The 25367-nt window shown below is 69.9% G+C and carries 23 protein-coding genes and 2 tRNA genes; 5 read left to right on the top strand and 20 right to left on the bottom strand.

Annotated elements, in window-relative coordinates:
* Window positions 1–13 precede the first annotated feature (13 nt).
* Window positions 14–1312 carry a cytochrome b/b6 domain-containing protein gene (locus OG303_RS32385; protein ID WP_405872844.1) on the top strand — a complete coding sequence of 433 codons (1299 nt, stop codon included), beginning with the start codon at window positions 14–16 and terminating at the stop codon, window positions 1310–1312.
* Window positions 1309–2922 carry an NADH-ubiquinone oxidoreductase-F iron-sulfur binding region domain-containing protein gene (locus OG303_RS32380; RefSeq protein WP_405872843.1) on the top strand — a complete coding sequence of 538 codons (1614 nt, stop codon included), beginning with the start codon at window positions 1309–1311 and terminating at the stop codon, window positions 2920–2922. Before OG303_RS32385 ends, OG303_RS32380 begins: the two co-directional genes overlap by 4 nt.
* Before the next feature lie 51 nt (window positions 2923–2973).
* On the opposite strand, the gene OG303_RS32375 is transcribed toward OG303_RS32380, so the two are convergent.
* From OG303_RS32375 to OG303_RS32360, 4 genes are all read right to left on the bottom strand, one after another.
* Window positions 2974–3046 (bottom strand) — tRNA-Ala (locus tag OG303_RS32375).
* A 94-nt stretch (window positions 3047–3140) separates the two neighbouring features.
* Window positions 3141–3374 carry a hypothetical protein gene (locus tag OG303_RS32370; protein ID WP_003976229.1) on the bottom strand — a complete coding sequence of 78 codons (234 nt, stop codon included), beginning with the start codon at window positions 3372–3374 and terminating at the stop codon, window positions 3141–3143.
* A 3-nt stretch (window positions 3375–3377) separates the two neighbouring features.
* Window positions 3378–3551: a hypothetical protein gene (locus OG303_RS32365; protein WP_107057459.1), complete on the bottom strand. Its 174-nt coding sequence runs from the start codon at window positions 3549–3551 to the stop codon at window positions 3378–3380.
* Between the two features lie 69 nt (window positions 3552–3620).
* Complete coding sequence (locus OG303_RS32360; RefSeq protein WP_405877604.1) at window positions 3621–4979, bottom strand: MFS transporter; 1359 nt, start codon at window positions 4977–4979, stop codon at window positions 3621–3623.
* Window positions 4980–5205: 226 nt separating this feature from the next.
* On the opposite strand from OG303_RS32360, the gene OG303_RS32355 reads away from it, so the two are divergent.
* Entirely contained in the window at window positions 5206–6078 is an 873-nt protein-coding gene (locus tag OG303_RS32355) for a helix-turn-helix transcriptional regulator (protein ID WP_405872840.1), read from the top strand.
* A gap of 70 nt (window positions 6079–6148) precedes the next feature.
* Here OG303_RS32355 and OG303_RS32350 read toward each other — a convergent pair.
* The 7 genes from OG303_RS32350 to OG303_RS32320 all read right to left on the bottom strand — a co-directional run bounded on the left by OG303_RS32350 (window position 6149) and on the right by OG303_RS32320 (window position 10510).
* Window positions 6149–6221 (bottom strand) — tRNA-Ala (locus OG303_RS32350).
* Window positions 6222–6313: 92 nt separating this feature from the next.
* Entirely contained in the window at window positions 6314–6985 is a 672-nt protein-coding gene (locus tag OG303_RS32345; protein ID WP_405872839.1) for a histidine phosphatase family protein, read from the bottom strand.
* Window positions 6985–7428 (bottom strand): ribosome silencing factor, encoded by a 444-nt coding sequence (rsfS, locus tag OG303_RS32340; RefSeq protein ID WP_405872838.1) that lies wholly within the window; start codon window positions 7426–7428, stop codon window positions 6985–6987. The genes OG303_RS32345 and rsfS overlap by 1 nt, the downstream gene beginning before the upstream one ends.
* Window positions 7429–7563: 135 nt before the next feature.
* Window positions 7564–9270, bottom strand: a complete 1707-nt coding sequence (locus OG303_RS32335; RefSeq protein WP_405872837.1) for a LytR C-terminal domain-containing protein — start codon at window positions 9268–9270, stop codon at window positions 7564–7566.
* 16 nt (window positions 9271–9286) lie between these two features.
* Window positions 9287–10003 carry a nicotinate-nucleotide adenylyltransferase gene (gene nadD / locus OG303_RS32330; protein WP_405872836.1) on the bottom strand — a complete coding sequence of 239 codons (717 nt, stop codon included), beginning with the start codon at window positions 10001–10003 and terminating at the stop codon, window positions 9287–9289.
* Between the two features lie 70 nt (window positions 10004–10073).
* A complete protein-coding gene (locus OG303_RS32325; protein WP_361258049.1) occupies window positions 10074–10238 on the bottom strand; it encodes a hypothetical protein in 165 nt (54 codons plus the stop codon).
* A 110-nt stretch (window positions 10239–10348) separates the two neighbouring features.
* Window positions 10349–10510 carry a hypothetical protein gene (locus OG303_RS32320; RefSeq protein WP_405872834.1) on the bottom strand — a complete coding sequence of 54 codons (162 nt, stop codon included), beginning with the start codon at window positions 10508–10510 and terminating at the stop codon, window positions 10349–10351.
* A gap of 126 nt (window positions 10511–10636) precedes the next feature.
* On the opposite strand from OG303_RS32320, the gene OG303_RS32315 reads away from it, so the two are divergent.
* Window positions 10637–11764, top strand: coding sequence for a M48 family metalloprotease (locus OG303_RS32315; RefSeq protein ID WP_405872833.1), 1128 nt, complete (start codon window positions 10637–10639; stop codon window positions 11762–11764).
* A gap of 127 nt (window positions 11765–11891) precedes the next feature.
* Here OG303_RS32315 and OG303_RS32310 read toward each other — a convergent pair whose 3' ends face one another.
* The 5 genes from OG303_RS32310 to proB all read right to left on the bottom strand — a co-directional run bounded on the left by OG303_RS32310 (window position 11892) and on the right by proB (window position 17052).
* Window positions 11892–12965 carry a hypothetical protein gene (locus tag OG303_RS32310; protein ID WP_405872831.1) on the bottom strand — a complete coding sequence of 358 codons (1074 nt, stop codon included), beginning with the start codon at window positions 12963–12965 and terminating at the stop codon, window positions 11892–11894.
* Window positions 12966–13077: 112 nt separating this feature from the next.
* Window positions 13078–13653: a hypothetical protein gene (locus tag OG303_RS32305; protein WP_405872829.1), complete on the bottom strand. Its 576-nt coding sequence runs from the start codon at window positions 13651–13653 to the stop codon at window positions 13078–13080.
* Between the two features lie 163 nt (window positions 13654–13816).
* Window positions 13817–15103, bottom strand: coding sequence for a glutamate-5-semialdehyde dehydrogenase (locus OG303_RS32300; RefSeq protein ID WP_405872828.1), 1287 nt, complete (start codon window positions 15101–15103; stop codon window positions 13817–13819).
* Window positions 15104–15234: 131 nt separating this feature from the next.
* Window positions 15235–15687, bottom strand: coding sequence for a hypothetical protein (locus OG303_RS32295; RefSeq protein WP_405877602.1), 453 nt, complete (start codon window positions 15685–15687; stop codon window positions 15235–15237).
* Window positions 15688–15945: 258 nt separating this feature from the next.
* Window positions 15946–17052: a glutamate 5-kinase gene (gene proB / locus OG303_RS32290; RefSeq protein ID WP_405877600.1), complete on the bottom strand. Its 1107-nt coding sequence runs from the start codon at window positions 17050–17052 to the stop codon at window positions 15946–15948.
* A 213-nt stretch (window positions 17053–17265) separates the two neighbouring features.
* Here proB and OG303_RS32285 point away from each other — a divergent pair, with 213 nt between their 5' ends.
* A complete protein-coding gene (locus OG303_RS32285) occupies window positions 17266–18669 on the top strand; it encodes a polysaccharide pyruvyl transferase family protein (RefSeq protein WP_405872827.1) in 1404 nt (467 codons plus the stop codon).
* Window positions 18670–18725: 56 nt separating this feature from the next.
* On the opposite strand, the gene OG303_RS32280 is transcribed toward OG303_RS32285, so the two are convergent.
* The 4 genes from OG303_RS32280 to OG303_RS32265 all read right to left on the bottom strand — a co-directional run bounded on the left by OG303_RS32280 (window position 18726) and on the right by OG303_RS32265 (window position 25292).
* Window positions 18726–19937: a glycosyltransferase family 2 protein gene (locus OG303_RS32280; protein WP_405872825.1), complete on the bottom strand. Its 1212-nt coding sequence runs from the start codon at window positions 19935–19937 to the stop codon at window positions 18726–18728.
* A 212-nt stretch (window positions 19938–20149) separates the two neighbouring features.
* Entirely contained in the window at window positions 20150–22255 is a 2106-nt protein-coding gene (locus tag OG303_RS32275) for a hypothetical protein (protein ID WP_405872824.1), read from the bottom strand.
* Window positions 22256–22424: 169 nt separating this feature from the next.
* Complete coding sequence (locus tag OG303_RS32270; protein WP_405872822.1) at window positions 22425–23921, bottom strand: D-ribitol-5-phosphate cytidylyltransferase; 1497 nt, start codon at window positions 23919–23921, stop codon at window positions 22425–22427.
* A 183-nt stretch (window positions 23922–24104) separates the two neighbouring features.
* On the bottom strand, window positions 24105–25292 hold the full coding sequence (locus OG303_RS32265) for a hypothetical protein (RefSeq protein ID WP_405872821.1): 1188 nt from the start codon (window positions 25290–25292) through the stop codon (window positions 24105–24107).
* Window positions 25293–25367: the final 75 nt, after the last annotated feature.

The raw sequence follows: 25367 nt of genomic DNA, 5'->3' as shown, positions 1-25367 counted from the left end.
CGGAGTTGCCCCCATGAACCCTCGTCGTAGTAACGCCTCGCTCCCCAAACCGGGCCGGTCGGCCTATGGGGTGGCGTCGGCTGTCGTACTGCTGCTCATACCCGTCGTCGTGCTGCTCGGAGGCAGCTGGCTGCAGGACTTCCTCAACTTCGGCGCGGGCGTCCTGTCGCTCGTGTCCCTCAGCTGCTCCGTGATCTGGGGCCTGGTGGCCCAGGACCGGCTCATCCTGAACACGCGTCAGCGGATCGTGGCGCAGGGCATCCACCGGGTGACCGCCGTCGCCTCGATCGCGTTCCTGCTGGTGCACATCACCGTCAAACTGGCGCTGGACCACACCGTGCTGATCGCCGCGCTGATCCCCTTCAGCCTCGGCGTCAAGGGCACCGCGGGACTCATCGGCCTGGGCTCGCTGGCCGGACTGCTCATGATCTTCGTGGGCGTCACCGGCGCCCTCCGCAACAAGTTCGCCTCCCCCGCGCCGGTCGCGGCGCGCTGGCGTGCCATGCACATGCTGGCCTACCCGGCCTGGTGCGCGGCGCTGGTCCACGGCCTGTTCGCGGGCCGCGCGGCGAAGCCGTTCTTCATGATCTCGTACGAGCTGTGCCTGGTCGCGGTGGCCGGCGCCCTCGCCCTGCGGGCGGCTCCCCGGCCGTTCAAGCGCAGGGTCGCCGCCCGGCTCGCCGCGCTCCTGGGCAATGACCCGGTGACCGCCCGCGCCGAGGAACTCGACGCGAGCCGCGCGCGGGCGAGCGAGAGCCCTTCAGCGCTGCCGGGCTACGAGAACGCGCGGGTGCCGAAGCAGTCGCCCGCAGACCCGATGACCTCCACCGGAGCCGGCTTCTACGACGCCCCCTCGTCGCGCACCATGACCCCGGAGTCCACCGGCGGCTTCGCGGCCGCCTACCGGGCCGTCACACCCCAGCAGCACGGCCAGCAGCCCTACGCCGACCAGACCGCGCGCATGGACGTGCCCCTGGACATGCAGGCCACCGAGGCGATCCCGCGCGTCGACGGCAGCACCTCGGGCAGCTGGCCGGTCCCCTCGCCCCCGCCGGTCGGCGAGGCGCCCCCGTCGGCCTACGACCCCATGCAGGACACCGGATACAACATCCCGACCTATGGCAATCCGGGCGCCGGCGGGTACGGCGGAAGTGACGTGTACGACACCGGTGAGACGAACAACCTCTACGGCACGTACAACCCGAACGACACGTACAACAGCGGTCCCGCCAATGAACCATCGCCCGGTGATTCCTTCGACGCACCGGGTTCGGGCGAACCTTGGAACACGCCTTCCGGAGGCTATAGGTGAACGAGGCCCTGCCCGACGTTCCAGAAGTCCGCGTAGTCGGTCTTCCGCAACTCACGTCTGGCTTCGACCTTGTCGAAAGGCTCGACCTGCCCATGCACCTCAAGGTGCACGGGCCGCTCGAACCCCTGGGCGGCGAGCAGCTCGCGAAGCTCGCCGAGAACATCAACCTGAAGGGCCGCGGCGGCGCGGGCTTCCCCTTCCACAAGAAGCTGCGCTCGGTCGCCGAAGCAGCGATCAAGCGCGGCGTACGACCGGTCGTCGTCGTCAACGGAAGCGAGGACGAGCCGGCCTGCCGCAAGGACACGGTGCTGATCAACCGTGCCCCGCACCTCATCCTGGACGGCGCGCTGCTGGTCGCGGAGGCGCTGGGTGCCCGCACGCTCGTGGTGGGGGTCACCCGTGAGTCGACGCAGCGCTCCATGGAGGCCGCGCTCGCCGAACGCGGCCTGAGCAACGGGCGCCGATCGGCTCTACGCGCGCGCGTGCAGCGCAACCCCGTCCGCATGGTCACCGGAGCGGCAGCGTCGCTGATCCGGTCCATCGACGGCGGCCCGGCGATCCCGCCCGGCCGCAAGATCAGCGCCTCGCAGAGCGGCGTCGGCGGCGCGCCCACCCTGCTGTCCAACGCCGAGACCTTCGCCCAACTGGCGATCGCCGCCCGCATCGGCCCGGAGCGCTACGGCAACACCGGTCTCTACGACGAGCCGGGCACCGTCATGCTGACGGTCTCCGGCGCGGTAGCCCGCCCCATGGTGATCGAGGTCCCCACCGGCGTGCCGCTGCGCTACGTCCTGCAGCTCGCAGGCGCCCCGCCGGTCCCGCAGGGCGTGCTGACCGGTGGCTACCACGGCAAGTGGATCGACGCGGCGACAGTCAACGAGGCGATCGTCTCCCGCGACTCCCTGGACGCGGTGGGCGGTGCGCTCGGCGCCGGCGCGATCCTGCCGATCACCCAGGAGACCTGTCCGCTGGGCGAGTCGCTGCGCGTGGCGCAGTGGCTGGCCGAGGAGAGCGCGGGACAGTGCGGTCCCTGCTACCTCGGTCTGCCCGCCGCCGCGCGCGGCATGGCCGACATCCTGGGCGGCGGCGGCCCGGCCGCCCTGGAAGCGCTCAAGCAGGTCGCCAAGAACGTGAAGCGGCGCGGTGCGTGCTCGCACCCGGACGGCTCCGCGATGTTCCTGGAGTCGACCATCAAGGCGTTCACCGACGACCTGGCCGCGCACGTCCTCGGAAACGGCTGCGGACGGCCCGTGGAGGGCGTTCTGCCGCTCTTCGAGGGCGGCCAGATGCCTGCGGGCATCTCGGGTGGCCCAGAGGCCGAGGAGAACGGCCCCAGCCGCCAGAAGATCTACGTCGACTGGACCCTGTGCCGCGGCCACGGTCTGTGCGCGGACATCCTCCCCGAGGTGTTCGAACTCGGCGCCGACGGCTTCCCGACCGTCGCCCAGGCCCAGGTGCCGCGCTACGCGGAGGCCAAGGCCGTGCGCGCGGTGCGCCGCTGCCCGGCGCTCGCCCTGCGCCTCGAGGAGGAATCCCCGCGCGACCGCGCCCCGGCCCGCAACCTGCCGGTCCTGTCCGAGCGACGCGGCCGGCGCGCACTGGGCCGCTGAGCACACGAAGAAGGCGGGTCATCCGATCGGATGACCCGCCTTCAACTTCTGTGGAGCTAAGGAGAATTGAACTCCTGACCTCCTGCATGCCATGCAGGCGCTCTACCAACTGAGCTATAGCCCCTTGCGGTGCTTCCGGGGGTTTCCCCCGGCGGCGACGCCAACATTACACGGTGGACCCCGCCCACCACCAAATCGTTTCGGTGCCCCGGCCGGGGTCAAGCCGTGACGAACGAATAGAACCGCTTGAGCGTGCAGTGCTCCTCCAGGAGGCGGCCGTAGATCGGCTCGCCCTCCAGTTCGCGGTACGTCTCGATCGGGTCGCCCTTTATGATCAGCGCCCGCGCGCACTCCTCGCACCAGTACTGGTAGTCGGGGTTGACCGGTTCCATGTCACGGACGATCGGCGTACCGCTGCCACACCAATCGCACTTTCGCCTGTGCGCACCCATCGATCAGCTCCAGCTGTGGCCGCAGGCCGTGCACACGTAGGAGATTCCGCCGTTGTCGCCGAGGACTTGGGCGACATGGACGGAACCGCAGGAAGGGCAGCTCAGACGGGTGACCGTATCCCGTGTCGACGCCGCTTCGAGGAGGTGGCCGACCTCCTCGAGGATGCTCGCAGGCATCACTGCTCCCTCCCGTCGGGCCGCGCCCCCTTCCGGCCGTTTGATTCTGCCACGGCCAGACCAATACGGTCAGCGACGCCTCAGTACCAGTCCGGACACGGCACCCACCGCGGCCGTCCCGGCCAGCGCGAACATGCACGCCAAAAGCGCCTCCGCAGAGGTATACGCCTCCGGGGCCCCAAGTGACTCAAGCCGGTTCAGGAACAGTGTGCCGAATGCGGCGACTCCGGTCAGCTGCCCGAGCTGTGCGACCGTGGCGAGCAGGCCGCTGGCGTCGGCAGCGTCCTCGGGCCGGACCGTGGCCAGGGCCCGGGTCAGGGTCGGGCTGAAGCCGAGCGCGAGCCCCATGCCGACACCGGCGTACGCCACGTACAGCAGCGCGCCTCCCTCGTCTCCGCCCTTCAGTACCAGTCCGACTCCCGCCACGGACAGCGCGGTGAGCACGAACCCGGCGGGGGTCAGCAGGCGCTGCCAGGACGCGGGCCACCGGCGCCAGGTCAGACCCACCACGCCGAAGACGACCGCGGTCGGTGCGAACGTGAGGCCCGCCCGCAGGGCGCTGTAGCCGAGGCCGCCCTGGATGTGCAGCGTGAGCGCGAACAGGAAGCCGCCGTTGACGGCCATGACCGCCAGGATGCGGAACACCGCGAGGCCCATGCCGGGGTGGTGCAGGACGCGGGGCGCGATGAGCGGGGCGCCGCCGCGCCGGGCGAGCCGCGACTCGTAGCCCCAGAACAGCGCGAACAGGACCGCGGCGGCGCCCAGCGACAGCCAGGACCACAGCGGCCAGCCCTCCTCCTGCCCGAGCACCAGCGGCACCGTGAAGAGGGACACGGCCGCGCCGAGCAGCACCAGGCCGGGCAGGTCGAGGCCGCGGCCCCGCTCCCCCGCTCCGTCCCGCGGCAGGACGCGCCTGCCGACGACCAGCAGTACGACGCCCACCGGGACGTTGACGAGGAACACGGGCCGCCAGCCGGTGCCGAACAGGTCGGCGCTGACCAGGACTCCGCCGACCACCTGCCCGGCAGCCGCGCCGACCGCGATCACCGCCGAGTAAGCGCCGAGGGCCTTCGCCCTGGCCTCGCCGGTGAAGTTGCGCTGGATCAGGCTGAGCACCTGCGGGATCATCGCGGCCGAGCCGGCGCCCTGCACCAGCCGGAACACGATGAGTTCAGTGGATCCCTGGGCCAGGCCGCAGGCGAGCGAGGCAACCGTGAACAGGGCGAGCCCGGCCAGGTGGACGCGGCCGTGGCCGAGCCGGTCGCCGAGCCGGGCGCCGGTGATCAGCAGCACCGAGTAGGTGATGGCGTATCCGGCGATCACCAGCTGCAAGTCGGCGCCCGAGGCGTGGAGTTCGGTGCCGATAGTGGGGGCCGCGACGTTCACGATGAACACGTCGAGCAGCGCCATAAACTGGGCGGCGAGCACGAGCGCGAGCAGCCGCCGGGGCCGATTGTCAGTGGCAGGGTCTTTACTGAATGCAGGACTTGAAGCCGGTGCGGGATCCGGCTCCGTCCTGGGTGTGGTCGTCATGCCATTGAGCGTGACGACACCCCGGTACGGGTGCCGAGAGCCCACCGATGCTGGTACTGACAGCACCTGGCAGGGGACAAGTCCGGCATCGAGGATGGTCGTGACGAGGGGGGACGTGACGATGACGACCACACACCGACGGCGGCCCGAGCTGGCCGCGTTCCTGCGCAGCAGGCGGGCCCGGGTGACACCCGCGGACGTGGGCATGCCGCCGGGCCTGCGCCGCCGCACACCGGGACTGCGCCGCGAGGAGGTCGCCCAGCTCTCGGGCGTGGGCGTCACCTGGTACACGTGGCTGGAGCAGGGCAGACCGATCAACGCCTCCGCGCAGGTCCTGGACGCCGTGGCGCGCACGCTGCGGCTGGATCCGCCGGAGCGGGAGCATCTCTACCATCTGGCCGAGGTGCCGTACGCGTCCGCGCCGGAGTCCCTCGCGCAGCGGGTGGGCCCGGAGATCCAGGGCATCATCGACGCCCTCGACCCGCGCCCGGCGGTGGTCTACAACTCGCGTTACGACATCCTGGCCGCCAACTCCGTCTACCGCGACCTGTTCTTCACGGAGCCAATACCGTCGGGCCGCCCCGCCAACGTGCTGTGGAAGCTGTTCACGGTGCCGGAGGACGACTGCCCGCTGGCGTTCCGCGAGACCGAGCTGCCGGTCATGGTGGCGACCCTGCGCGCCGCGTACGGACTGCATGCCGGGGAGCCGGTCTGGGAGGAGTTCATACGGCGGCTGTCGGCGGTGAGCCCGTTGTTCGCCCGGCTGTGGGACAGCGGCGACGTGGCGGAGCCGGGGCGGCGAGTGAAGGTCTTCCGGCACGCGAGCGGGGGCGAGCTGCGGATGACGTCGGTGTCCCTGTCGGTCAACGGCATGCCGGAGTGCCGGATCGTCGTCTATACACCGGACGACGAGGAGACCGCACAGCGCACGGCACTGCTGAGGGAGCGAAGGGAGCAGTTGTGGCCGCCGTCCAGTGAGTCCTGGGCGCAATGAAAAATCCCACCCCTGAAGGGATGGGATCCTCATCAATCGATCTTTGACAACTCAACAGAGTGTCGATCTGTGGAGCTAAGGAGAATTGAACTCCTGACCTCCTGCATGCCATGCAGGCGCTCTACCAACTGAGCTATAGCCCCTTGGTTCTTCCCGCTCCGCGGGGCGAACAAGAAGAACTTTAGCCTGCGACCTGCCGGAAAGTGAAATCCGGTGCGAGCAGGCCACAGAGGGGTCAGTCGTCGTCGCCGAGCACCGGCTCGGGCAGCGTGCCGGCGTTGTGCTCCAGCAGGCGCCAGCCGCGAGCGCCCTCGCCGAGGACGGACCAGCAGCAGTTGGAGAGACCGCCGAGGCTCTCCCAGTGGTGGGCCTCCAGACCCAGGAGGCGTCCGATGGTGGTGCGGATCGTCCCGCCGTGGCTGACCACGACGAGGGTGCCGTCGTCGGGGAGCTTCTCGGCGTGCTTCAGCACGACGGGGGCGGCGCGCTCGGCCACCTCGGTCTCCAGCTCGCCGCCGCCGCGGCGGACCGGCTCACCGCGCTTCCACGCGGCGTACTCCTCGCCGTGCCGCCCGATGATCTCCTGGTGCGTCAGCCCCTGCCAGACGCCCGCGTAGGTCTCGCGCAGCCCCTCGTCGTGGGTGACCTCGAGGCCGGTGAGCCCCGCGAGCTCGGCCGCGGTGTTCGCGGCCCGCTGGAGGTCGGAGGCGACGATCGCGTCGGGCTTGAGGGAGACGAGCAGCCGGGCGGCGCGGCGGGCCTGTGCCACGCCCTCCTCGGTCAGCGCGACGTCCGTGGTGCCCTGGAAGCGGCGCTCCACGTTCCAGGAGGTCTGGCCGTGCCGCCACAGGATGACGCGGCGTCCCCGGCCGGGCCTGCCGCCGGAGACCTCACCGGTGGCGCTCATCACCACTCACCGCCCAGGTCGGCCGCCTCCTCGGCAGCACGCAGCTTCGCGTGCTCCTCGGCCTTGCCCCGGGTGGCCTTCGCGTCGGCGGGCAGCTCCAGCTCGGGGCAGTCCTTCCACAGCCGCTCCAGGGCATAGAAGACTCGCTCCTCGCTGTGCTGGACGTGGACGACGATGTCGACGTAGTCGAGCAGGACCCAGCGGGCCTCGCGGTCGCCCTCGCGGCGCACCGGCTTGGCGCCGAGTTCCTTCTGGAGCCGCTCCTCGATCTCGTCGACGATCGACTTGACCTGGCGGTCGTTGGGCGCGGAGGCCAGCAGGAAGGCGTCCGTGATCGACAGGACGTCGCTGACGTCGTAGGCGATGATGTCGTGCGCGAGCTTGTCGGCGGCCGCCTGAGCGGCGGTGGTGATGAGCTCGATGGAACGGTCAGTCGCGGTCACTACGAGGCTTTCGGTCGGCGGTCACTTGACACCAAGGGTCTCACGGACCGCCGGGCGCACCCCACGTGATTAGGGGATCACGTGGGGCGGCCCCTGTGTCTCCTGTCGTCTCCTGCTGCATCCCGGGCCGACGGCCTAGGACGAGGACGGCTTGTAGTTCTGGCCGAGGACGACCGAGACGTCCGCGTTCGAGGTGACCTTGCCCTTGGTGACCGAGCTTGCGGGGAGGCCCAGGGTCTTGGCGACCTCGGTGGCGTTCTCCTTGTCGGCGGTGTCGGTGTAGACGACCTTGGACGAGGCCGAGGTGGCGGGGGCCGTGCCGCCCTCCAGGAAGGTGAAGCCGCCGTTGAGGAGGACGACGCGGGCCTTCTCTGTGTTGTCCTTCACACCGCTGGCGTTCTGTACGGAGACCCGGGTCGCGGCGCCCTCGTCGGGGCTCTTGGCGGTGCCGCCGAGGACGTCCTTGACCACGCTGCCGCTGGCCTGCGCGCTCAGCGTGCCGTCGGTCTGGACGGGCAGCAGGGCGGTCTTGTAGTCGCCGCCCTTGGCGAGGTCGGCGAGCTTGGCGAGGAAGGTGCCGAGGTCCTTGTCGGTCAGGGACGGGTCCAGGATCTGCGCCAGCGTCTGCACGGTGGTGGTCGCGCCCGTCGGGTCGGAGGACAGTTTGCGCAGCACGCCCTGCATGACCTGTCCGAAGCGCTGCAGCTGGGCGTTCTGGGCCTCGCCGGAGGCGCGGTAGGTGGCGTAGGCGACGGCCATCTTGCCGCTGAGCGTCTGGTCCTTGCCCTTGTGGACGAGGGCTGCGCCGCCCTTCTTCGTGGCGGCCGGGTCCGGTACGTCGGCGTTGGTGTCGACGTCGATGTTGCCGACGAGGTCGACGAGGTTCTGCAGGTAGGGGGTGTCCAGCCGCCAGGTGCCCTCGATGTCGGTGCCGAGGACCGTGTCGAGGGCCTCGCGGGTGCCGGAGGAGCCGTCGTCCTGGACCGACTTGGCGAGGGTGGACGTGTTGCCGTCGTCGTCCGTCACGGCAAGGGAGTTGGGCAGCAGGACGGTGGTGCCCTGCTTGGTGGTGGTGTTGTCGACGAGCAGCGCCGTGGAGGTGCCGCCCTTCGTGGTGTTGTGCAGGTGGACGACGATCACGTCGCGCTTCTGGGCGCCCGCAGCCGTCGCGGTGCCGGTCTTGGACTTGGACGACGACAGGCCCGGCAGCTTCCCCGCGTACCAGAGATAGCCCACCCCGCCGACCGCGACCAGGGCCAGGACCACGACGAGGGCGACGAGGCGGCTGCGGGCGCGGCGCTTGGCCTCCTCGCGGCGCTCGGTGCGGTTCTCGGTGAAGTTCAGCCAGTCGATGACGTCCTCGGACTCGGCGTCGGGATCCTCGACGAAGGCGAACTGCTCGGTGCGGTAGTCCCGTTCGGGCCGCTCCGGGGTCCTCGCGTCCTGCGCCGGCTCTGCCGGGCCGGCCTGCTGCGGGATGTAGGCGGTCTGCTCGGCGACACGGGGCTGCTGACCACTGGCCGCGGCCCGCCCGTAGGGGTCGTACGGCGCTCCGGCCTGGCCGCCCTGGGGCGCACCGGTGCCGTAGGGGTCGTAGGAGGGCGCGGGGGGCTGCTGGCCGGTGCCGTAGGGGTCGTACTGCTGCGGGACCGGCTGCTGTTGACCGGTCGCGTACGGGTCGTATCCGTAGCCCTGTTGCTGCGCGTACGGGTCGTACGGCTGCTGGGGAGCCTGCTGCGGCGGGGACTGCCGGTACACGGGCCGGCCGTACTCGTCGTAGCCGACGAGTTCGTACCGGTCGTCGTGGTCGCCGTTGTATCCCGCGTCGTATCGGTCGTTCACCGGTGCCCCTCTCGGCTCACTCGCCGCGGTACAGCTCGCGCTTGTCGATGTAGCGCACGACCCCGTCCGGCACCATGTACCAGATGGGGTCTCCCTTGGCGACTCTCGCACGGCAGTCCGTGGAGGAGATGGCCAGTGCGGGAACCTCGACCAGCGAGACGCCGCCCTCCGGGAGACCGCGGTCGGTCAGGTGGTGGCCGGGGCGGGTGACCCCGATGAAGTGCGCGAGGGAGAACAGTTCGACGCTGTCGCGCCAGGTCAGGAGCTGGGCGAGGGCGTCGGCGCCGGTGATGAAGAAGAGGTCCGCGTCGGGGTTGAGCGCACGGAGGTCGCGCAGGGTGTCGACGGTGTAGGTCGGACCGCCGCGGTCGATGTCGATGCGGCTCACCGAGAACTGCGGGTTCTCGGCGGTCGCGATGACCGTCATCAGGTAGCGGTCCTCGGCCGGGGAGACATGGCGGTGGGTCTTCTGCCACGGCTGGCCGGTCGGGACGAACACCACCTCGTCCAGGTGGAACTGCGCGGCGACCTCGCTGGCCGCCACGAGGTGCCCGTGGTGGATCGGGTCGAACGTTCCGCCCATGACACCCAGGCGGCGCTTGCCCGGATTCGACGGGCCGTTGCCGGAGCCGCTCGCCAGACGCGGCTGTGCGCCGGTGGCGCTCTCCGGGCGGTTCTCCGTGCCGTTGGCCGTGTCGTTCGCCGGACCGGTAGGCATGTCCTGCTCTCCCATGCGTGCAGACCCTACCGGCCCGGCCTGGGAGGTCCGGCAGGGCCGGTCCCCGGGGCGACCCGGGAGGGGCTCAGCGGTCGCGGTTGAAACGGGTCGTGATCCACAGCAGGAGCAGCAGGATGAACAGGGCGCCGCCACCGGTGACATAGGGGCTGAGGCTCTCGTGGTTGCCGCCGTGCTCCTCGCCCTCGGCAGCGAGGGTGACCAACTGGGCAGCGGTGCTGTGGAAGCTCATCTTCGGCAGTACCTATCCGGTGTGGGCGGGATAAAGATGTCGGCCCATCGTAAGCGGGCGCCTCACCGGCCATCACGCCGACTCCGCCGTTGGGGAACTCGGACCGGTTCTCAGTCGTCCTTCTGCTTGTAACCCCGCAACAGGAACCACCCGGTCAGCGCGCAACCCACCATCATCACGATCAGTACGACCCGGAGCAGATCCCCCGGCCCCTGGTGCTGGGCGGCGCTCGTGGCCTCGACGAGCCAGGCGGCTGCGGGGTTGTGCTCCATGGTGATGGACTCCTTCGGTGTAGTGCCCGTCCACGGTAACTCCGCCTAGGCTGGGGCTTGCTTCGGGGGCGCAAAGGGCCGCACAAAGGTCCGCAAAGGGCCACTCACACGCACATGGGGGAAGACATGTCCGACGACGGCCACGAGCACAACGGACACGAGAACGTACCGAGCAGGCAGCGCCGGCGCTTCCCGGGGATCTCCTCGCGTGCGTACGAGCACCCGGCCGACCGCAGCGCACTGGTGGCGCTGCGCAAGCTGAGCGGTTTCGACACGGTCTTCAAGGCGCTCAGCGGCCTGCTGCCCGAACGCAGTCTCAGGCTGCTGTTCCTGTCCGACTCGGTGCGGGTCTCGGACCAGCAGTTCACACATCTCAACGACATGCTGCGGGACGCCTGTTACATCCTGGACCTGGAGAAGGTCCCGCCGATGTACGTCAATCAGGACCCGCAGCCGAACGCGATGTGCATCGGCCTGGACGAGCCGATCATCGTCGTCACCACGGGGCTCGTCGAGCTGCTCGACGAGGAGGAGATGCGGGCGGTCATCGGCCACGAGGTGGGCCACGCCCTCTCCGGCCACGCCGTGTACCGCACGATCCTGCTCTTCCTGACCAACCTGGCGATCCGGGTCGCCTGGATCCCGCTGGGCACCCTGGCGATCATGGCGATCGTGACGGCCCTGCGCGAGTGGTTCCGCAAGTCGGAACTGTCCGCGGACCGGGCGGGCCTGCTGGTGGGCCAGGACCTGAAGGCCTCGATGCGCGGGCTGATGAAGATCGCGGGCGGCAACCACCTGCACGAGATGAACGTGGACGCGTTCCTCCAGCAGGCCGAGGAGTACGAGGCGGGCGGCGACCTGCGCGACTCGGTGCTGAAGATCCTGAACCTGCTGCCGCGGTCCCACCCGTTCACCACCATCCGCGCGGCCGAGCTGAAGAAGTGGGCCGAGTCCCGGGACTACCAGCGGATCATGGACGGCCACTACCCGCGGCGCGACGAGGACAAGGACACCTCGGTCTCGGACTCGTTCCGCGAGTCGGCGGCGAGCTACGCGAGCAATGTGAAGAGCTCCAAGGACCCGCTGATGAAGCTGGTCAGCGACATCACCGGTGGGGCCGGGGACCTGGGCGGGCGGGTGCGGCGCGGCTTCGGCGGCTTCGCTGGCTCGGCTCCGGCGCAGGACCGGCCGTCGACGGACACGGACACGGAGGACGAGCCGCCCACGGACACTCCGCCGCGCGACGGCGCCTGACGCGGACGGTTCATGACCGGCTGTGACCGACCGGCGGGACAGGAGCGCCCGCCGGTCGGTCACAGCCGCAGTCACAACCGGTCACTCAACACCTCGGGGGCTGCACCTCACGCCTCGGGCCGGCCGGTCACACCCTCGGCTGCGCGCTCGTCGCCAGTGAACCGCACAGGGCTGTGGCGCCGCCCGTCGCATACGGGTCGGTGCCCGCCGGGCCCCCCGCCCTGGCCGTCTGGCCGGCCAGCAGCGGGTGGAGGTGGTTGGTCGAGTCCTCGGCGCAGGACAGCGGGCCGGCCTGGACGTAGGAGACGACGAGCTGGGCCTGGTGCAGGCGGAGGTCGTCGCGGTCGAAGCGGAAGTGCAGCTCGCGCCGGACGGTGAACAGGGAGACCTGGGCCTTGGCGTCGGCGCCGGTCGGCTTCAGCGCGTAGACGAAGGTGTGGTCCGCGGTGACCTCGAGGGTGGCGGAGTCGGTCTCGGCGGCCTGCAGCGTGCCCTGGACCCGGATCTTGCGGTCGGCGAGCTCGGCGCGGGTCTGGTCGAAGCGAACCAGCCATCCGGTGGGCTGGTGCCGGCCGTCGGCCGTCGGATGCTCGAAACTCTGGTCGAACTGGTCGAGTTGGTCGCCGTCGAGCATGACGCGCACGGGGCGGACCTCCTGGCCAGTGATGACCTCGGGGTAGAGCGAGGAGCGGACGATGTAGTCCTTGGCCGTGGTCAGCGCGGCCACGACCTGGCTGTCCGAGAAGTGCGCGGTGCGCCGCGAGGCGGGCAGCGGTATGCCCTCGGCGCCGATGCGGAACTGCGCGGCGGGGCTGTGCGCGTACAGATACTCGGCATCGACCGCCCCGGGCACCTTGCCCTGCGGGGAGAGCGGGATGACGGTCATCCGCAGAGGCTCGACGGGCTGCCGGGCGGCGGGGGTCTGGTAGGGGTGCCGTACACCCATGTAGATGGCGGTCCCGAAGGCCACAGCGATCAGCAGGACCAGGATCAGCGCCTGCCGGGACAGGCCCCGGCGAAGAGGCGGGCGGCGGCGTACGGCGGGCGCGTGGTCGGCCATGCGCTCCTGCGCGGAGAACTCCTGGAGGCGGGCAGCGCGAACGAACGACTCGTCGAAGACGACGGATCGGTACTCGTCCTCTCCACCACCCCCGGGGGCGCCCTCGGGTGTCCCCTCGGGTGGGTCTCCAGGCCCTCCCATATCTTCAGAGTAGGTCTCCGGGAGCCCCGGTAAACGCCCTGGTACACGACAAGTTCTGACAGGTTCTCACCAGGACCGGAAGTGAGCGCGCAGGGGGCGCTCCGGGCGCCGCTCAGGGATTGCGCGGGATCACCGAGACGGCTGGCTGAGAGTAGTCGGCGGAGGCGGAGGGAGGCGCCGCGCTGCCCTGTTCCAGGCCGGTCGAGGCGGGCGGCGGCACCTGGTCCCGGCTGCCCGCGGAGGCGCCCCGGTAGACCGCCGCGAAGGCCAGCGCGACCATGCCGATGCCCATCACGAGGGCGAGCATCCAGGCGACGGGGCGGTGCCAGCGGACCTGTTTTCCGTACGTCCCCGGGGCGCCGTAGCGGCCTTCGAGGACGTCGGTGTCGTCCAGGTCGTCGAGATCGGGATCATGGCCGAAACCGGTGCGGTTCTCGCGGCCGTACCCGTCCTCGTAGCGCTCGCGCCTGCCGTGGGCCCGGCGGGCTTCCGCCTCGGAGGCCTCGGCTCTCGCCCGGGCGGCGGCAAGGAGGCGTTCGACGGCGGTCGGCTCGTGCACCACGGCCGCCCGTACGAAGGCCTCGTCGAAGACCACGGAGGCGAACTCTTCGTCCGACACCCCGCGGTCGTGGTCGTCGTCGGGCTCCCAGCCGTCAGGGAACGGCGTGCCCCCCACGTCCTCCGGCACGCATCCAGAGTAGACCTGGGGGGTCAATTTGGGCAGACGGTATGGAAATTCATCTGCCTGCTGAGACATCTCTCGTGCCGCACGGGCGCGTACCGGGCGCGCGTGCCCGACGCATATGCGCCCCCACCGGCCCGCTCGCCGGCTCCCGCAGGGGCGCATCGGCTCAGCGCCGGATGTGCCCGTCGCCGGTGACGATGTACTTGGTGCTCGTCAGCTCCGGCAGCCCCATCGGGCCGCGCGCGTGCAGCTTCTGCGTGGAGATGCCGATCTCCGCGCCGAAGCCGAACTGGCCGCCGTCGGTGAAGCGGGTGGAGGCGTTGACCGCGACCGTGGTGGAGTCGACCAGCTGGGTGAAGCGGCGGGCGGCCTGCTGGGAGGTGGTGACGATCGCCTCGGTGTGGCCGGAGGTCCACAGCCGGATGTGCTCGACGGCCTTGTCCAGCGAGTCCACGACCGCGGCGGCGATGTCGTACGAGAGGTACTCGGTGTCCCAGTCCTCCGGGGTGGCCTCGACGACGGTGGCCTTGGAGCCCTTGGCATATGCCAGCACGCGCGGGTCGGCGTGGACGGTCACCCCGGCCTCCGCGAGGGCGTCCAGAGCGCGCGGCACGAACTCGGGGGCGATGTCCTGGTGGACGAGGAGGGTCTCGGCGGCGTTGCAGACGCTGGGCCGCTGGGCCTTGGAGTTGATCAGGATGTCGATCGCCATGTCGAGGTCGGCCTGGCCGTCGACGTAGACGTGGCAGTTGCCGGTGCCGGTCTCGATGACGGGGACGATGGACTCCGAGACGACCGTCTGGATCAGCGAGGCGCCGCCGCGCGGGATCAGGACGTCGACCAGGCCGCGGGCGCGCATCAGCTCGCGCACGCTCTCGCGGCTCTCTCCGGGGACGAGCTGCACGGCGTCGGCGGGCAGCCCGGCGCCGCCCACGGCGTCCCGGATGACCCTCACCAGGGCGGTGTTCGACTCGTACGCGGAGGCCGAGCCGCGCAGCAGCACCGCGTTGCCGGACTTCAGGCAGAGGGCGGCGGCGTCGACGGTGACGTTCGGGCGGGCCTCGTAGATGATGCCGACCACGCCGAGGGGGACGCGGACCTGGCGCAGGTCGATGCCGTTGGGGAGGGTCGAGCCGCGGATGACCTCGCCGACCGGGTCGGGCAGCGCGACGACGTCGCGGACGTCGGAGGCGATGGCGCGCACCCGCTCGGGGGTGAGCGTCAGCCGGTCGACGATGGACTCGCTGGTACCGGCCTCGCGGGCCTTGGCGATGTCCTTGGCGTTGGCCTCGACGATCTCGCTCGTACGGACCTCCAGCGCGTCCGCGATGGCGAGCAGCGCGTCGTCCTTCACCGCGCGCGGCAGCGGGGCGAGGTCGGCGGCGGCGGCCTTGGCACGGTAGGCGGCCCGGGTGACCGGGGACATGGAGTCGTACGGCGAGAGCGTGGTCATGAGGGAAGCCTAGTGCGCCGGACGGGCGCGTCCAGCGGGCATTCCAAACACCGAGACAAGCCCCGCAGACCTCGCGGACCTCGCAGACCTCGCGGACCGCACCGAACCACCGAAAAGGACATGCGCCGATTTCAGTAGGGGTGGACGCCCACCGGGCTCGCGGGCGGCGGGCCGTAGCCCTCGGCGATCCGCTGGTGGTAGGTCTCGCGGTCGATGACCTCCAGGCCGACGATCTCCCAGGGCGGCAGTTTGGCGGTCTGGCGGTGCTCGCCCCACAGGCGCAGGGCGACGGCGGCCGCGTCGTGCAGGTCGCGGGCCTCCTCCCAGTACCGGATCTCCGCGTGGTCGCCCGCATATCTGCTGGTCAGCAGAAAGGGGTGGTCGTGGGCGAGCTGCTCGAGGCCGCGCCGCACCTCGTTCAGGGGGGCCTCCTCGCCGGAGACGCTGAGGGTGACATGCCACAGGCGCGGCAGCTCGGCCGGCTCCTCGTACCGGTCGCCGGCCGAGACGCTGGTCAGGGCGCGCTCCTCGCCGACCGCGCGGGAGGCGGCGCCATCGCGGGACGCCGCCGCCCCAGGGCGCACTCGTCTCACGACGGCCTCCTTACGCAACGGTCGAGCGATGCTCGCGCGGAATGTGTCCCTGAGACAAAGTTGAGCAGGCCGCAAGGGTTCGTGGGGCGGTTTTGCGGAACGTCCACCTCAGGGCGACGTGTGAAACGGGCGTTCCCCCCGTTTTCGGCCGGGGGTCCCGGGGTCGGCCTCCGGGAAGACGGCGCGGAACGTCCACCCAGGGGCGGGCCGCTCAGCAAGGCGTTCCCCCTGCTCCGCTGCTGACGGGCGTCAGGGATGCAGGATCACCAGGTCGTCCCGGTGCACGACCTCGCGCTCGTACGCCGGGCCCAGCTCGCGTGCCAGTTCCCGGGTCGAGCGGCCGAGCAGCTGGGGGATCTCCTTGGCGTCGAAGTTGACGAGCCCACGGGCCACCGCGTGCCCCTCGGTGTCGCGCAGCTCCACCGGGTCCCCTGCGCTGAACTCGCCCTCCACGGCGGCGATTCCGGCCGGCAGCAGCGACTTGCGCCGCTCGACGACCGCCCGCACCGCACCGTCGTCGAGCGTGAGGGAGCCCTGTGGGGTGGACGCGTGCTGGAGCCACAGCATCCGGTCGGCGGAGCGCTTGCCGGCGGGGTGGAAGTAGGTGCCGGTGTCGCCACCGTGCAGCCCGTCGGCGGCGTGGATCGCGCTGGTCAGCACCACGGGGATGCCGGCGGCGGCCGCGATCCGGGCCGCCTCGACCTTGGTGACCATGCCGCCGGTGCCGACGCCGGCCTTTCCGGCGCTGCCGATCTCGACGTGCGCGAGATCCTCGGCCCCGCGGACCTCCGCTATCCGCGAGGTACCGGGCTTGCTGGGGTCACCGTCGTACACGCCGTCGACGTCGGACAGCAGCACCAGCAGGTCGGCGTGGACGAGGTGGGCGACGAGGGCGGCGAGGCGGTCGTTGTCGCCGAAGCGGATCTCGTCGGTGGCGACGGTGTCGTTCTCGTTGACGATCGGGAACGCGCCCATCGCGAGCAGCTTGTCGAGGGTGCGGGAGGCGTTGCGGTGGTGGGCGCGGCGGCTCATGTCGTCGGAGGTGAGCAGGACCTGGCCGACGCGGACGCCGTAGCGCGCGAAGGAGGCGGCGTAGCGCGCGACGAGCAGGCCCTGGCCGACGCTGGCGGCGGCCTGCTGGCGGGCGAGGTCCCGGGGCCGGCGGCGCAGGCCCAGCGGCGCGAGGCCCGCGGCGATGGCACCGGAGGAGACCAGGACGATCTCCTTCTCTCCCCCGCTGCGGCTCTTGGCCAGGACGTCGACGAGCGCGTCGACCCGGTCGGCGTCCAGGCCGCCGGACGCGGTGGTCAGCGACGAGGAACCCACCTTGACGACGATCCTGCGGGCCTCGCGCACGGCCTGCCTTGCCCCTGCCACCTTGTTCTTCCGTTCCCTCGCACACCCGGGCTTCCCCGCCCGGCAATCTACGCGAAGGGGACCGGGTCCTGCGCGCCGGTCCAGTCCCCGGACAGGCGCCACGTAACCGTTTGCTCACGCGTCGCATACGGCAAAAAGGTTGCACTGGTTGCCTGTAGAAATCAAAGCGCAGGTAAATCTAATTTGAACTCTGTGCCACCCACACCTAACCGCGAAAAGCGCATCCTCCTCCGCTCGGGGAAGAGCCCCTACGACGTCTTTCCCGTGGAGGAGGCCCTCCATCAGGACGTCATCGCCACCAACTCCGGCAATCTGATCTTCAGTGACGCCTCCCACAAGATCCTCGAGACACCCGGCACCGAGGTCGTCTCGAACGGCGTGCGGACCGAGGTGGCGGCGGCCGACCGGATCAACGAGGAGTACGACGCCTTCGTCGTTCCGCTGGCCAACGCGTTCCGGCCGTCGTTCGAGCCCCAGCTGAAGCGGTTGACGCGGCTGATCAGCAGGCTGCGGATCCCGGTCGTGGTGCTGGGCATCGGCGCGCAGGCCGGGCTGAGCTACAACGCGGCGCGGCTGAAGCCGATGGAGCCGTCGGTGCGCGAGTTCGTCTCCGCGGTGCTCGACCGCAGCGCCTCGATCGGGGTGCGGGGCGAGTTCACCGAGAAGTACCTGAAGGACCTCGGGTTCCGCGACGTCGAGGTGATCGGCTGCCCCTCGCTGTTCATGTACGGCAAGGAACTCGCCGTGACCAAGCGGGCGTCGGCCCTGAGCGGCGACTCCCGGATCGCGGTCAACGGCTCGCACAGCGCGGTGCAGAAGCAGGGCCTGGACAAGGTCATCGCCCGCGCCCACGCCCGCTATCCGCACCTGACGTTCATCGGCCAGAACCTCAGCGACGCGCGCCAGTTGCACTGGCGGGACCTGTCCCATCCGAACGCCCGGGTGACAGCGATCCCGACACACCCCGACCACCCGATGTACCGGGAGGACAAGGTCCGGGTCTACGTCGACCCGGTGACCTGGATCGACGACCTGCGCGGGTACGACTTCTCCTTCGGCTCCCGCATCCACGGCAACATCGCGGCGCTGCTCGCGGGCACGCCCGCCACCGTGCTGTGCGGCGACTCGCGGACCCTGGAGCTGTGCCGCTACTTCGACATCCCGCACCGCCGCATCGACAAGCTGACGGCGGAGCTCGACCCCGCTCAGCTCTACGAGGAGGCCGACTTCACCGGCTTCTCCGGCGGTCATCTGGAGCGCTTCGAGCGGTTCACGGCGTTCCTGGACCGCAACGGCCTGGAGAACACGTTCACGCACGGCGACGGCGGCGCGGCCTTCGAGGCCCGCATGAAGGAGCTGACCTTCCCGGCCGGCGTCCGCCCCTGGAACGACGCCGACCTGGCCTCGCTCACCTCACGGTTCGGCTGGATGCACAGCCGTATCGCCGAACTGTCGCTGGACAACGCCCAGTTGAAGCGGGAGCTGGAGCGGGGCGCCGCCACGTCCGGTACGGCGGCGTCGGCGTCCGTCTACCGCCGCGCCAGGCGGGTCGTGGGCCGCCCGATCCGCCGGGCGCTGCAGTCGGGGCGGCAGTAGCACCGCCCCGGCCGCTTCTGACCGCCCGCGCCCGACTCCCCGCTCCTGGCGCGCCGTCAGGCCGCCACAGCCGTCCCGCCGGGAGCCGTGAGCATCCGGCGGGCCTTGCGGGCCGCCCTGCGCAGCAGTGAGGCCGCGGAGTGTTCGCGGTAGCCGGGGAAGGCGCGGGCCTCGCGGGGTGCGGCGAGGTAGACCGAGTCCGGGATGCCGGCCGCCGCGTCGCGGAAGAACGGGTAGACGAGGTAGACGTGGTGGCCCTTCTTCTCCAGGAGGGCGGCCGCCTGCTTCTTCGCCCTGACGAACTCCACGACCTCCTTGAGGAGTTCGGGCCGCTCCTCGGCGACCAGGTGCAGCCGCAGCCGCTCCTCGACCTTGAGGCGGCGGGCGACGCCCTCGCTCCAGTACTCCTCCATCAGCGGCTTCGCCAGCTCGAACTTGTGCCGCCGCGTCTTCTCGCTGTCCTTGAGGTACTTGGGGCCGAACTGCGGCAGCAGCGTCACCAGGAAGGGCCTGATGAGCAGCCCGTCGCGGCGCTCCCCGGCGGGGACGTGCTCGGCTATCAGGTTCATGAGGGCGCGCGCGGAGTCGAAGCGCAGGACGTAACTCCCGCTCTTCGTCACGTGTTTGCCGTCGTCGCGGCCCACCAGGTAGTAGCAGGTGTAGTCGGCGATCAAGGAGACGCCGCTCGCCCGCAGATAGGCCTCCATCGTGAACAGCGCGTCCTCGCCGGTCCACATCGACTCGTCGAAGCGCATTCCGTGCCGCTCGAGGAACTCGCGGCGGAACAGCTTCTGCGCGCTCAGTGTGAACTTGATGTTGGAGGAGAAGACGTCCGTACGCTCGAGCGTCTTTCCCCACATCGACTGCGGGGGCTTGCGGTTGATGCCCTCGACACGGCCGAGGATCACGTCCGTGCCGTTGCGGTCGCCCATCTCGACCATGCGCTCCAGCGCCTCGGGCCCGAGCCGGTCGTCGGCGTCCAGGAAGAAGACGTAGCGCCCGGCGGCCTTGCCCAGGCCGACGTTGCGCGGGCCGCTGGGGCCGCCCGAGTTGTCCTGCCGGATCACCGTGACCGGCATGGGCACGCGCTGCGCGAACTCCTCCAGGTACTCCCCCGTCCCGTCCGTGGACCCGTCGTCCACCGCTATGACCTCGATGCGCCCCGGGTCGATGGTCTGTGCCTCGACTGACGCCAGGCACTCGACCAGGTACGGCATCGCTTCGTACGCACCGATGACGACGCTCACGTCAGGTTGCGCCACGGTCACGTGTTTCCCCCTCATCAACGGGATATTTCCCCCGTATCGCCTCATTCGCTACTTAGAAAGACGGACGACCCGGGCAAGCGGTTGCCTCAAAGACGGCCTTTCGTGACTCAGGTCACATGGTGAACGGACAGGTGGTACGGATACCGAGACATACGTAGAACGGCCCGGTTTTCGAGGATCACTCCTCGAAAACCGGGCCGTTCTCACCGTTTTCACACAGTGGGTGGCTGCGCAGACAACGCGTCCGACAACTCGTCGGCCCCGGCGGCACCGGCCGCGGTGGCCCGGGACTCCTGCCCGAGGTTGCGCGTCTGGGCCTTGAGCGCCAGGTCCGCCACGGCGGCGTTGAACTGCTCGATGGACGTGGGCTCGTCCGGGCCGAGCAGATACTGCTTCAGCTCCTTGCGGTCCTCCGCCTGCGGGTCGGCGGCGGGGTCGCGGACCGCGCTGAGCAACTCGCCCAGCTCGGCGGCGCTGTTGGACAGGATCGTGGCGGCGCGCACGGCGGTGTTCTGCCGCTTGAACTCCTCGACGCCCAGCTCGGCGGAGTCCGTGACCGCGTACGGCTTGCCGCTCGCGATGAAGTCGGAGACCACGGAGGAGATGTCGGAGACCATCGCATCGGAGACGTTGAAGCAGTCGAACAGACGCGGCTCGGCGCCCGAGATGACACGGTGCTCGAAGCCGGCGAAGGAACGCCAGTACGCGTCGTTCCACTCGCCGCGCAGCCGGGCGACCTCCTCGTACTTCTTGAGGTCGACGACGCCGTCACGCGTGGCCTCGGCCTCGTCGCCCTTGTCGCTCGCGGCGCCGGTCAGCTCGGCCAGACGTGCCTCGATACGGGACAGTTCGTCCTTGGCCTTCGCCACGTCCGCGTCCGCGGTGAAGCGGGAGTCGGCGGCGCGCTCGGCCGCGGCCTTCTCGATCAGCGCGACGATGCGCAGGTGCGCGGCGCCGGTCTCCTTGCTGACGGTGCCGGTGAACGGGTGCGCCTTGTACAGGACGCGGACCGGCGGGTCGGCCTTGAGCAGCTTCTTCACGATGTTCTCGCCGGCGAGCACGAGTGAGGTGTTGCCCGGGTCGCCGTCCCATCCCTCCCAGGTGGGCGCGTACAACACCGTGGGGCAGCGTCCGTCGGCGGCTGCGCCGCGGGGACCCTCGGGCACGTTCTGCTGGGTCTCGATCGGCGCCAGCTGCGGGCGGCCGACCTCCACGATGTCGTCGTCGCGGACGCCGACATCGGCTATGGCGTAGCGGTCGCGGCCCGCGCGCCCGGCGGTCCACACCTCGTCGTACACCTTGCTGAACGGATTGACGCTGGCCAGCTTGTCGCTGTCGCCGTGGCCGATGAAGACGTGCTTCATGGTGGGGACGCGCAGCAGGTGGATGTTCTTGCCGACGTTCGCCGCGTACAGCGCGACGCGCACGTTCGAGAGGTCCATGTTCATCAGGTGCACACCGCCGGGCACGCAGATGACGGGGACCGTGGTGGGCGCCAGGTTGGTCAGGAGGGCGCGCTCGCGCAGGACGACCAGCGGCTTGGAGTCCAGCTGCTCCATCGTCTCCAGCCACATGTTGACCTGGTACGCCGAGTCCTTGGAGCCCGAGAAGTACAGCACCGTCTCCGGCTTGTACTCCCGCAGCCAGTTGTCGACGGCCTCCAGCACCTTCTCCGCGTTCGGCGGGATCTTCTTCCCGCGGACGTACGGGATCAGCGCGAGGACGTACAGGCAGCCCAGGAACACGGTGACGCCGATACCGATGAAGCCCGGCAGGGACGACTCCACCTCCGCGGCGACCAGGATGCCGGCGACGGCCGCGAGGTCGAGGTGGAGCATCTTCTCGGCCGAGCGGTTCAGCAGCCCGCGCGGCGGGGCGTCCGGGATACGGATCCGCGACTTCAGGTCGACGTTGCGGGTGGCGACCGGCATCCGGCGGCGGTTGCGGATCAGGGTGACCAGGGCCCCGTGCGGGGCCTGGAGGCCGTAGAACGCGATGAAGCAGGCGACGGCGCCGTAGTAGATCAGGTTGTCCGCGAGGGACAGCCGGGCCAGCAGCAGGATCAGCAGCAGCTGTCGGATCAGGAAGCGGATCGACAGGCCGGCGCGGACCTTGCTGAGCCGGTTGACGAGATAGCTGCCCTTGCGGTGCAGATAGTGGTCCGCCAGGTACGTCACGGCGGCCGCTGCCGCGAAGGCGTAAACGCTCGGAATGAGCGCGGCCAGCATGAGTGCCGGGAAGCCCAGCATCATGAGGGCCGCCGCGGCCAGCTCGGCCGCGCTGCCCACCCGGGCGACGCGAATAGCGGTGGTTATCACTGAGAACCTGCTCTGGGAGGGGGAGTGCCGGTTTTGTTCTTGAGTGCGCAGGGTTTGTGGTAATTCGTCGGATGTACGGATTCAGGCCTCTGCGAGCGCCCGGTCAATGCACTGCATTAACACCGGGAAGCAGAGGCCTGAATTACCGAAGACTAATTACGGTCGATTATTACACGCCGTCCTGGCGGTCCAGAACCGAGGCCAGCGCCGCCTCGAAGCCGGAGGCCTTCGCCGCGCCCGCCGTCGGGTCCTGCTGGCGGACGTCGATGACGTGCCCGGTCAGCTCGGACAGCAGCACGTCGAGCGAGGTGCCGGCCACCGCCTCGGAGGAGAGCAGGGAGCCCGCGGGCTCCTGGCCGAAAGCCTTGGTGCGCATGGGCGTCGCGGTGCGCTCCGGGTTGATGCAGTTGACCCGGATGCCATCGCCGGCCCACTCGTCGGACAGGGCCTGGGTGAGGTTCACCATGGCGGCCTTGGTCGAGGAGTAGAGGCTGTACTCGGCGCGGCCGCGGGTGTAGCTGCTGGAGGTGTACAGCAGCAACTGGCCCTTGGTTTCCGCCAGGTACTTGTAGGCCGAACGGGCGATCTGCACCGGCGCGAGGTAGTTGACCTTCAGCGCTTCCTCGATGGTCGCGTTGTCGGTCTCGGCCAGCTTGCCGATGCGCAGCACGCCCGCGGTGTTGACGACGTAGTCGATCCGGCCGGTCTCCGCGTACGCCTTGGACAGCGCGTCGTCGACCTCCTCCGGGTTCTCCACGTGCGTGCCGGTGGTGGAGCGGCCGAGCGCGTAGACCTTGGAGCCGTAGGACCCGGCGAGTTCGGCGATGTCCTTGCCGATGCCGTACGAGCCGCCGAAGATCACGATCGTCTTGCCGGTCAGCAGCTCGCGGTAGGCCTCCTCGCTGACCTGTTCCGGCGCGGCCGTGGAGGCCAGCTGGAACAGCTTGTCGGCGATGAAGACGTCGACGGGCTGGGTGACCTTCATGTTGTACTCGTCGCCCGCGACGACGTGGATCGGCACGTCCGGCAGGTACTTGAGTACGACGGAACAGTCGTCCGTGGCCTGGAAGTTGGGGTCGCCGGCGGCGACCTCGTAGGCCCGCTTGATCGTGGACAGCTTGAACGCCTGGGGCGTCTGGCCGCGGCGCAGCCGGGAGCGGTCCGGGATCTCGGTGATGAACTCGCCGTCCTCGCCGTGCGTGCGCGTGACGATGATGGTGTCCGCGGACGGGATGGCGACGTCGACGGCCTGGTAGCGCTCCAGCGCGACCACGCAGTCGTCGATCACGCGCTGCGCGAGCAGGGGGCGCACGGCGTCGTGGAACAGGACGTTGAGGTCCTCGCCCTCGGCCAGGCCCTCGCCGAGTGCCTCGATGGCGCGCTCGGTGGTCTCGTTCCGGGTCGAGCCGCCCTCGATGATCTTCTTGACCTTCTTGAACCCGGCCTTGGCGACGATCTTCTCGATGTCGGGCACGTACCCCGGCGCCATCAGCACGATGATGTCGTCGATCGAGTCGGCGTTCTCGAAGGTGGTCAGGGTGTGCTCGATGACTGCCTTGCCGGCGATCTTCAGCAGCTGCTTGGGGATCGAAAGACCCACCCGCTGACCGGTACCACCGGCCAGGATCACTGCGGTGGTACGGGGCTTGGCTATGTGCTGGGACACAGAGGACCTACCTTGGGGCGACAGGGAACGGGGAAATGGTCCCACTTGCGGTTACCGCTGTGCAAGGTGAGCGCCGTTCGCTGCATATGTGCGCGCCATCTGTCATTCACCTTGCACTGCTGGTGACGGTGTGGCCCCCTCCGCGAGCACCCGTGGAATTGCTGTGAGTAACTGCACAGCGAGTCAGTGCCGCCGCAGCTTCTTCAGGCACCGGTGACCGAGCACCTTCACGAGTTCCTTGGAAGAGGTCTGGTGAACCGTACGCGCCTTCGCGGCAGCCGTGTGCCGCACGGGGGCCGCGGCGGCCGCGGCGAGTGCCCCGTAGAGGGCGTGGGCGGCCACCTCGGGAGCGATGCGCGGTTCCTGCGGCTCCTGGCCGACGGGCTTCGGTACGGCGGACAGCAGCGCGGGCTCACCGAGGACGCGTACCCCCATACGGGCGATGTGGTCAATCATCTCGGCGGCGATCCGGGCCGCGGCCTCGACGGCCCACCGGGGGGTCACGATCTTCACGTCCTGCGGGGTGGGGCTGCACGCGTTCTTCATATGCATGACCGCGCCGTTGCGAACGAGCTTGGAATACAGCTCGTCCGGCAGTCCATTGCCGCGGAATTCCTTATTAAGATTCCGCAGCATTTCGGTCTCGGCGAGGGTAAGGGAGCGATTGGCCGTGTCCGGAACGGGCTGCAGGAGATTCCCGGGCAGTCCGAGCAGCGCCTCGAAGGTGCGCATCAGTCCGTCCCGGTCCCGGTCGTCGACCACGACGACGGTGATCCGCTCCGGGCCGACCACCCGCGCCCAGCGCTCGACCAGCCGGTCGTGCCGGTGCCGGCGCCAGAAGCTGGGGTTGGGCTGCTCGTACGGCGCCTTCTCGAGCATGTGCGTGAGCCAGTCCTCGTAGCCCATGCGCAGCCCGTTCTGCACGTACTGCTGCCACTGCGAGGGCATGATCCTGGCCAGCGGGCGCAGGGTGATCAGGATGTGCACGCGGTCGCCGCCGAGCTGCTCGACGATCCGCCCGATCGTCGCGTCGTCCTCCGCGTCGGCGAAGAACTCGCTGCTGATCACGGACGTGCGCCTGCCGCTCGCGCGAACCTGCTGCAGCAGCTTCGTCCAGTGCCGGTCGGTGGGCACGGTGTCGCCGATCATCGCGGGCCGGGCGCAGGCGGCCAGTGCCGCTTCCATGGGGTGCCGGGTGTCGCCGGGGAACTCCACGCCGTGCGCGGGCAGTTGGTCCTTCGCGGCGAACAGCGCGCCCTGGATCGAGGTCGTCCCGGTCTTGTGCGGGCCGATGTGCAACAGCCGGGTGCCGGCGGGGAGCGGGGCGGGACCCTCCACCCGGGCTTCATCTTTCGTACAGTCCGTCTCCATGGTTAAGGGACGGTAAGAGTCACACCTGAGACTTACCTGAGAGAGACCTGGGACACAGATGAGTCCCAGGCTCCC

This window comes from Streptomyces sp. NBC_00005 (assembly GCF_045160215.1).
In the GTDB taxonomy this organism is placed as follows: Bacteria; Actinomycetota; Actinomycetes; order Streptomycetales; family Streptomycetaceae; genus Streptomyces.
This window is presented reverse-complemented; position numbering and strand designations above follow the sequence as displayed.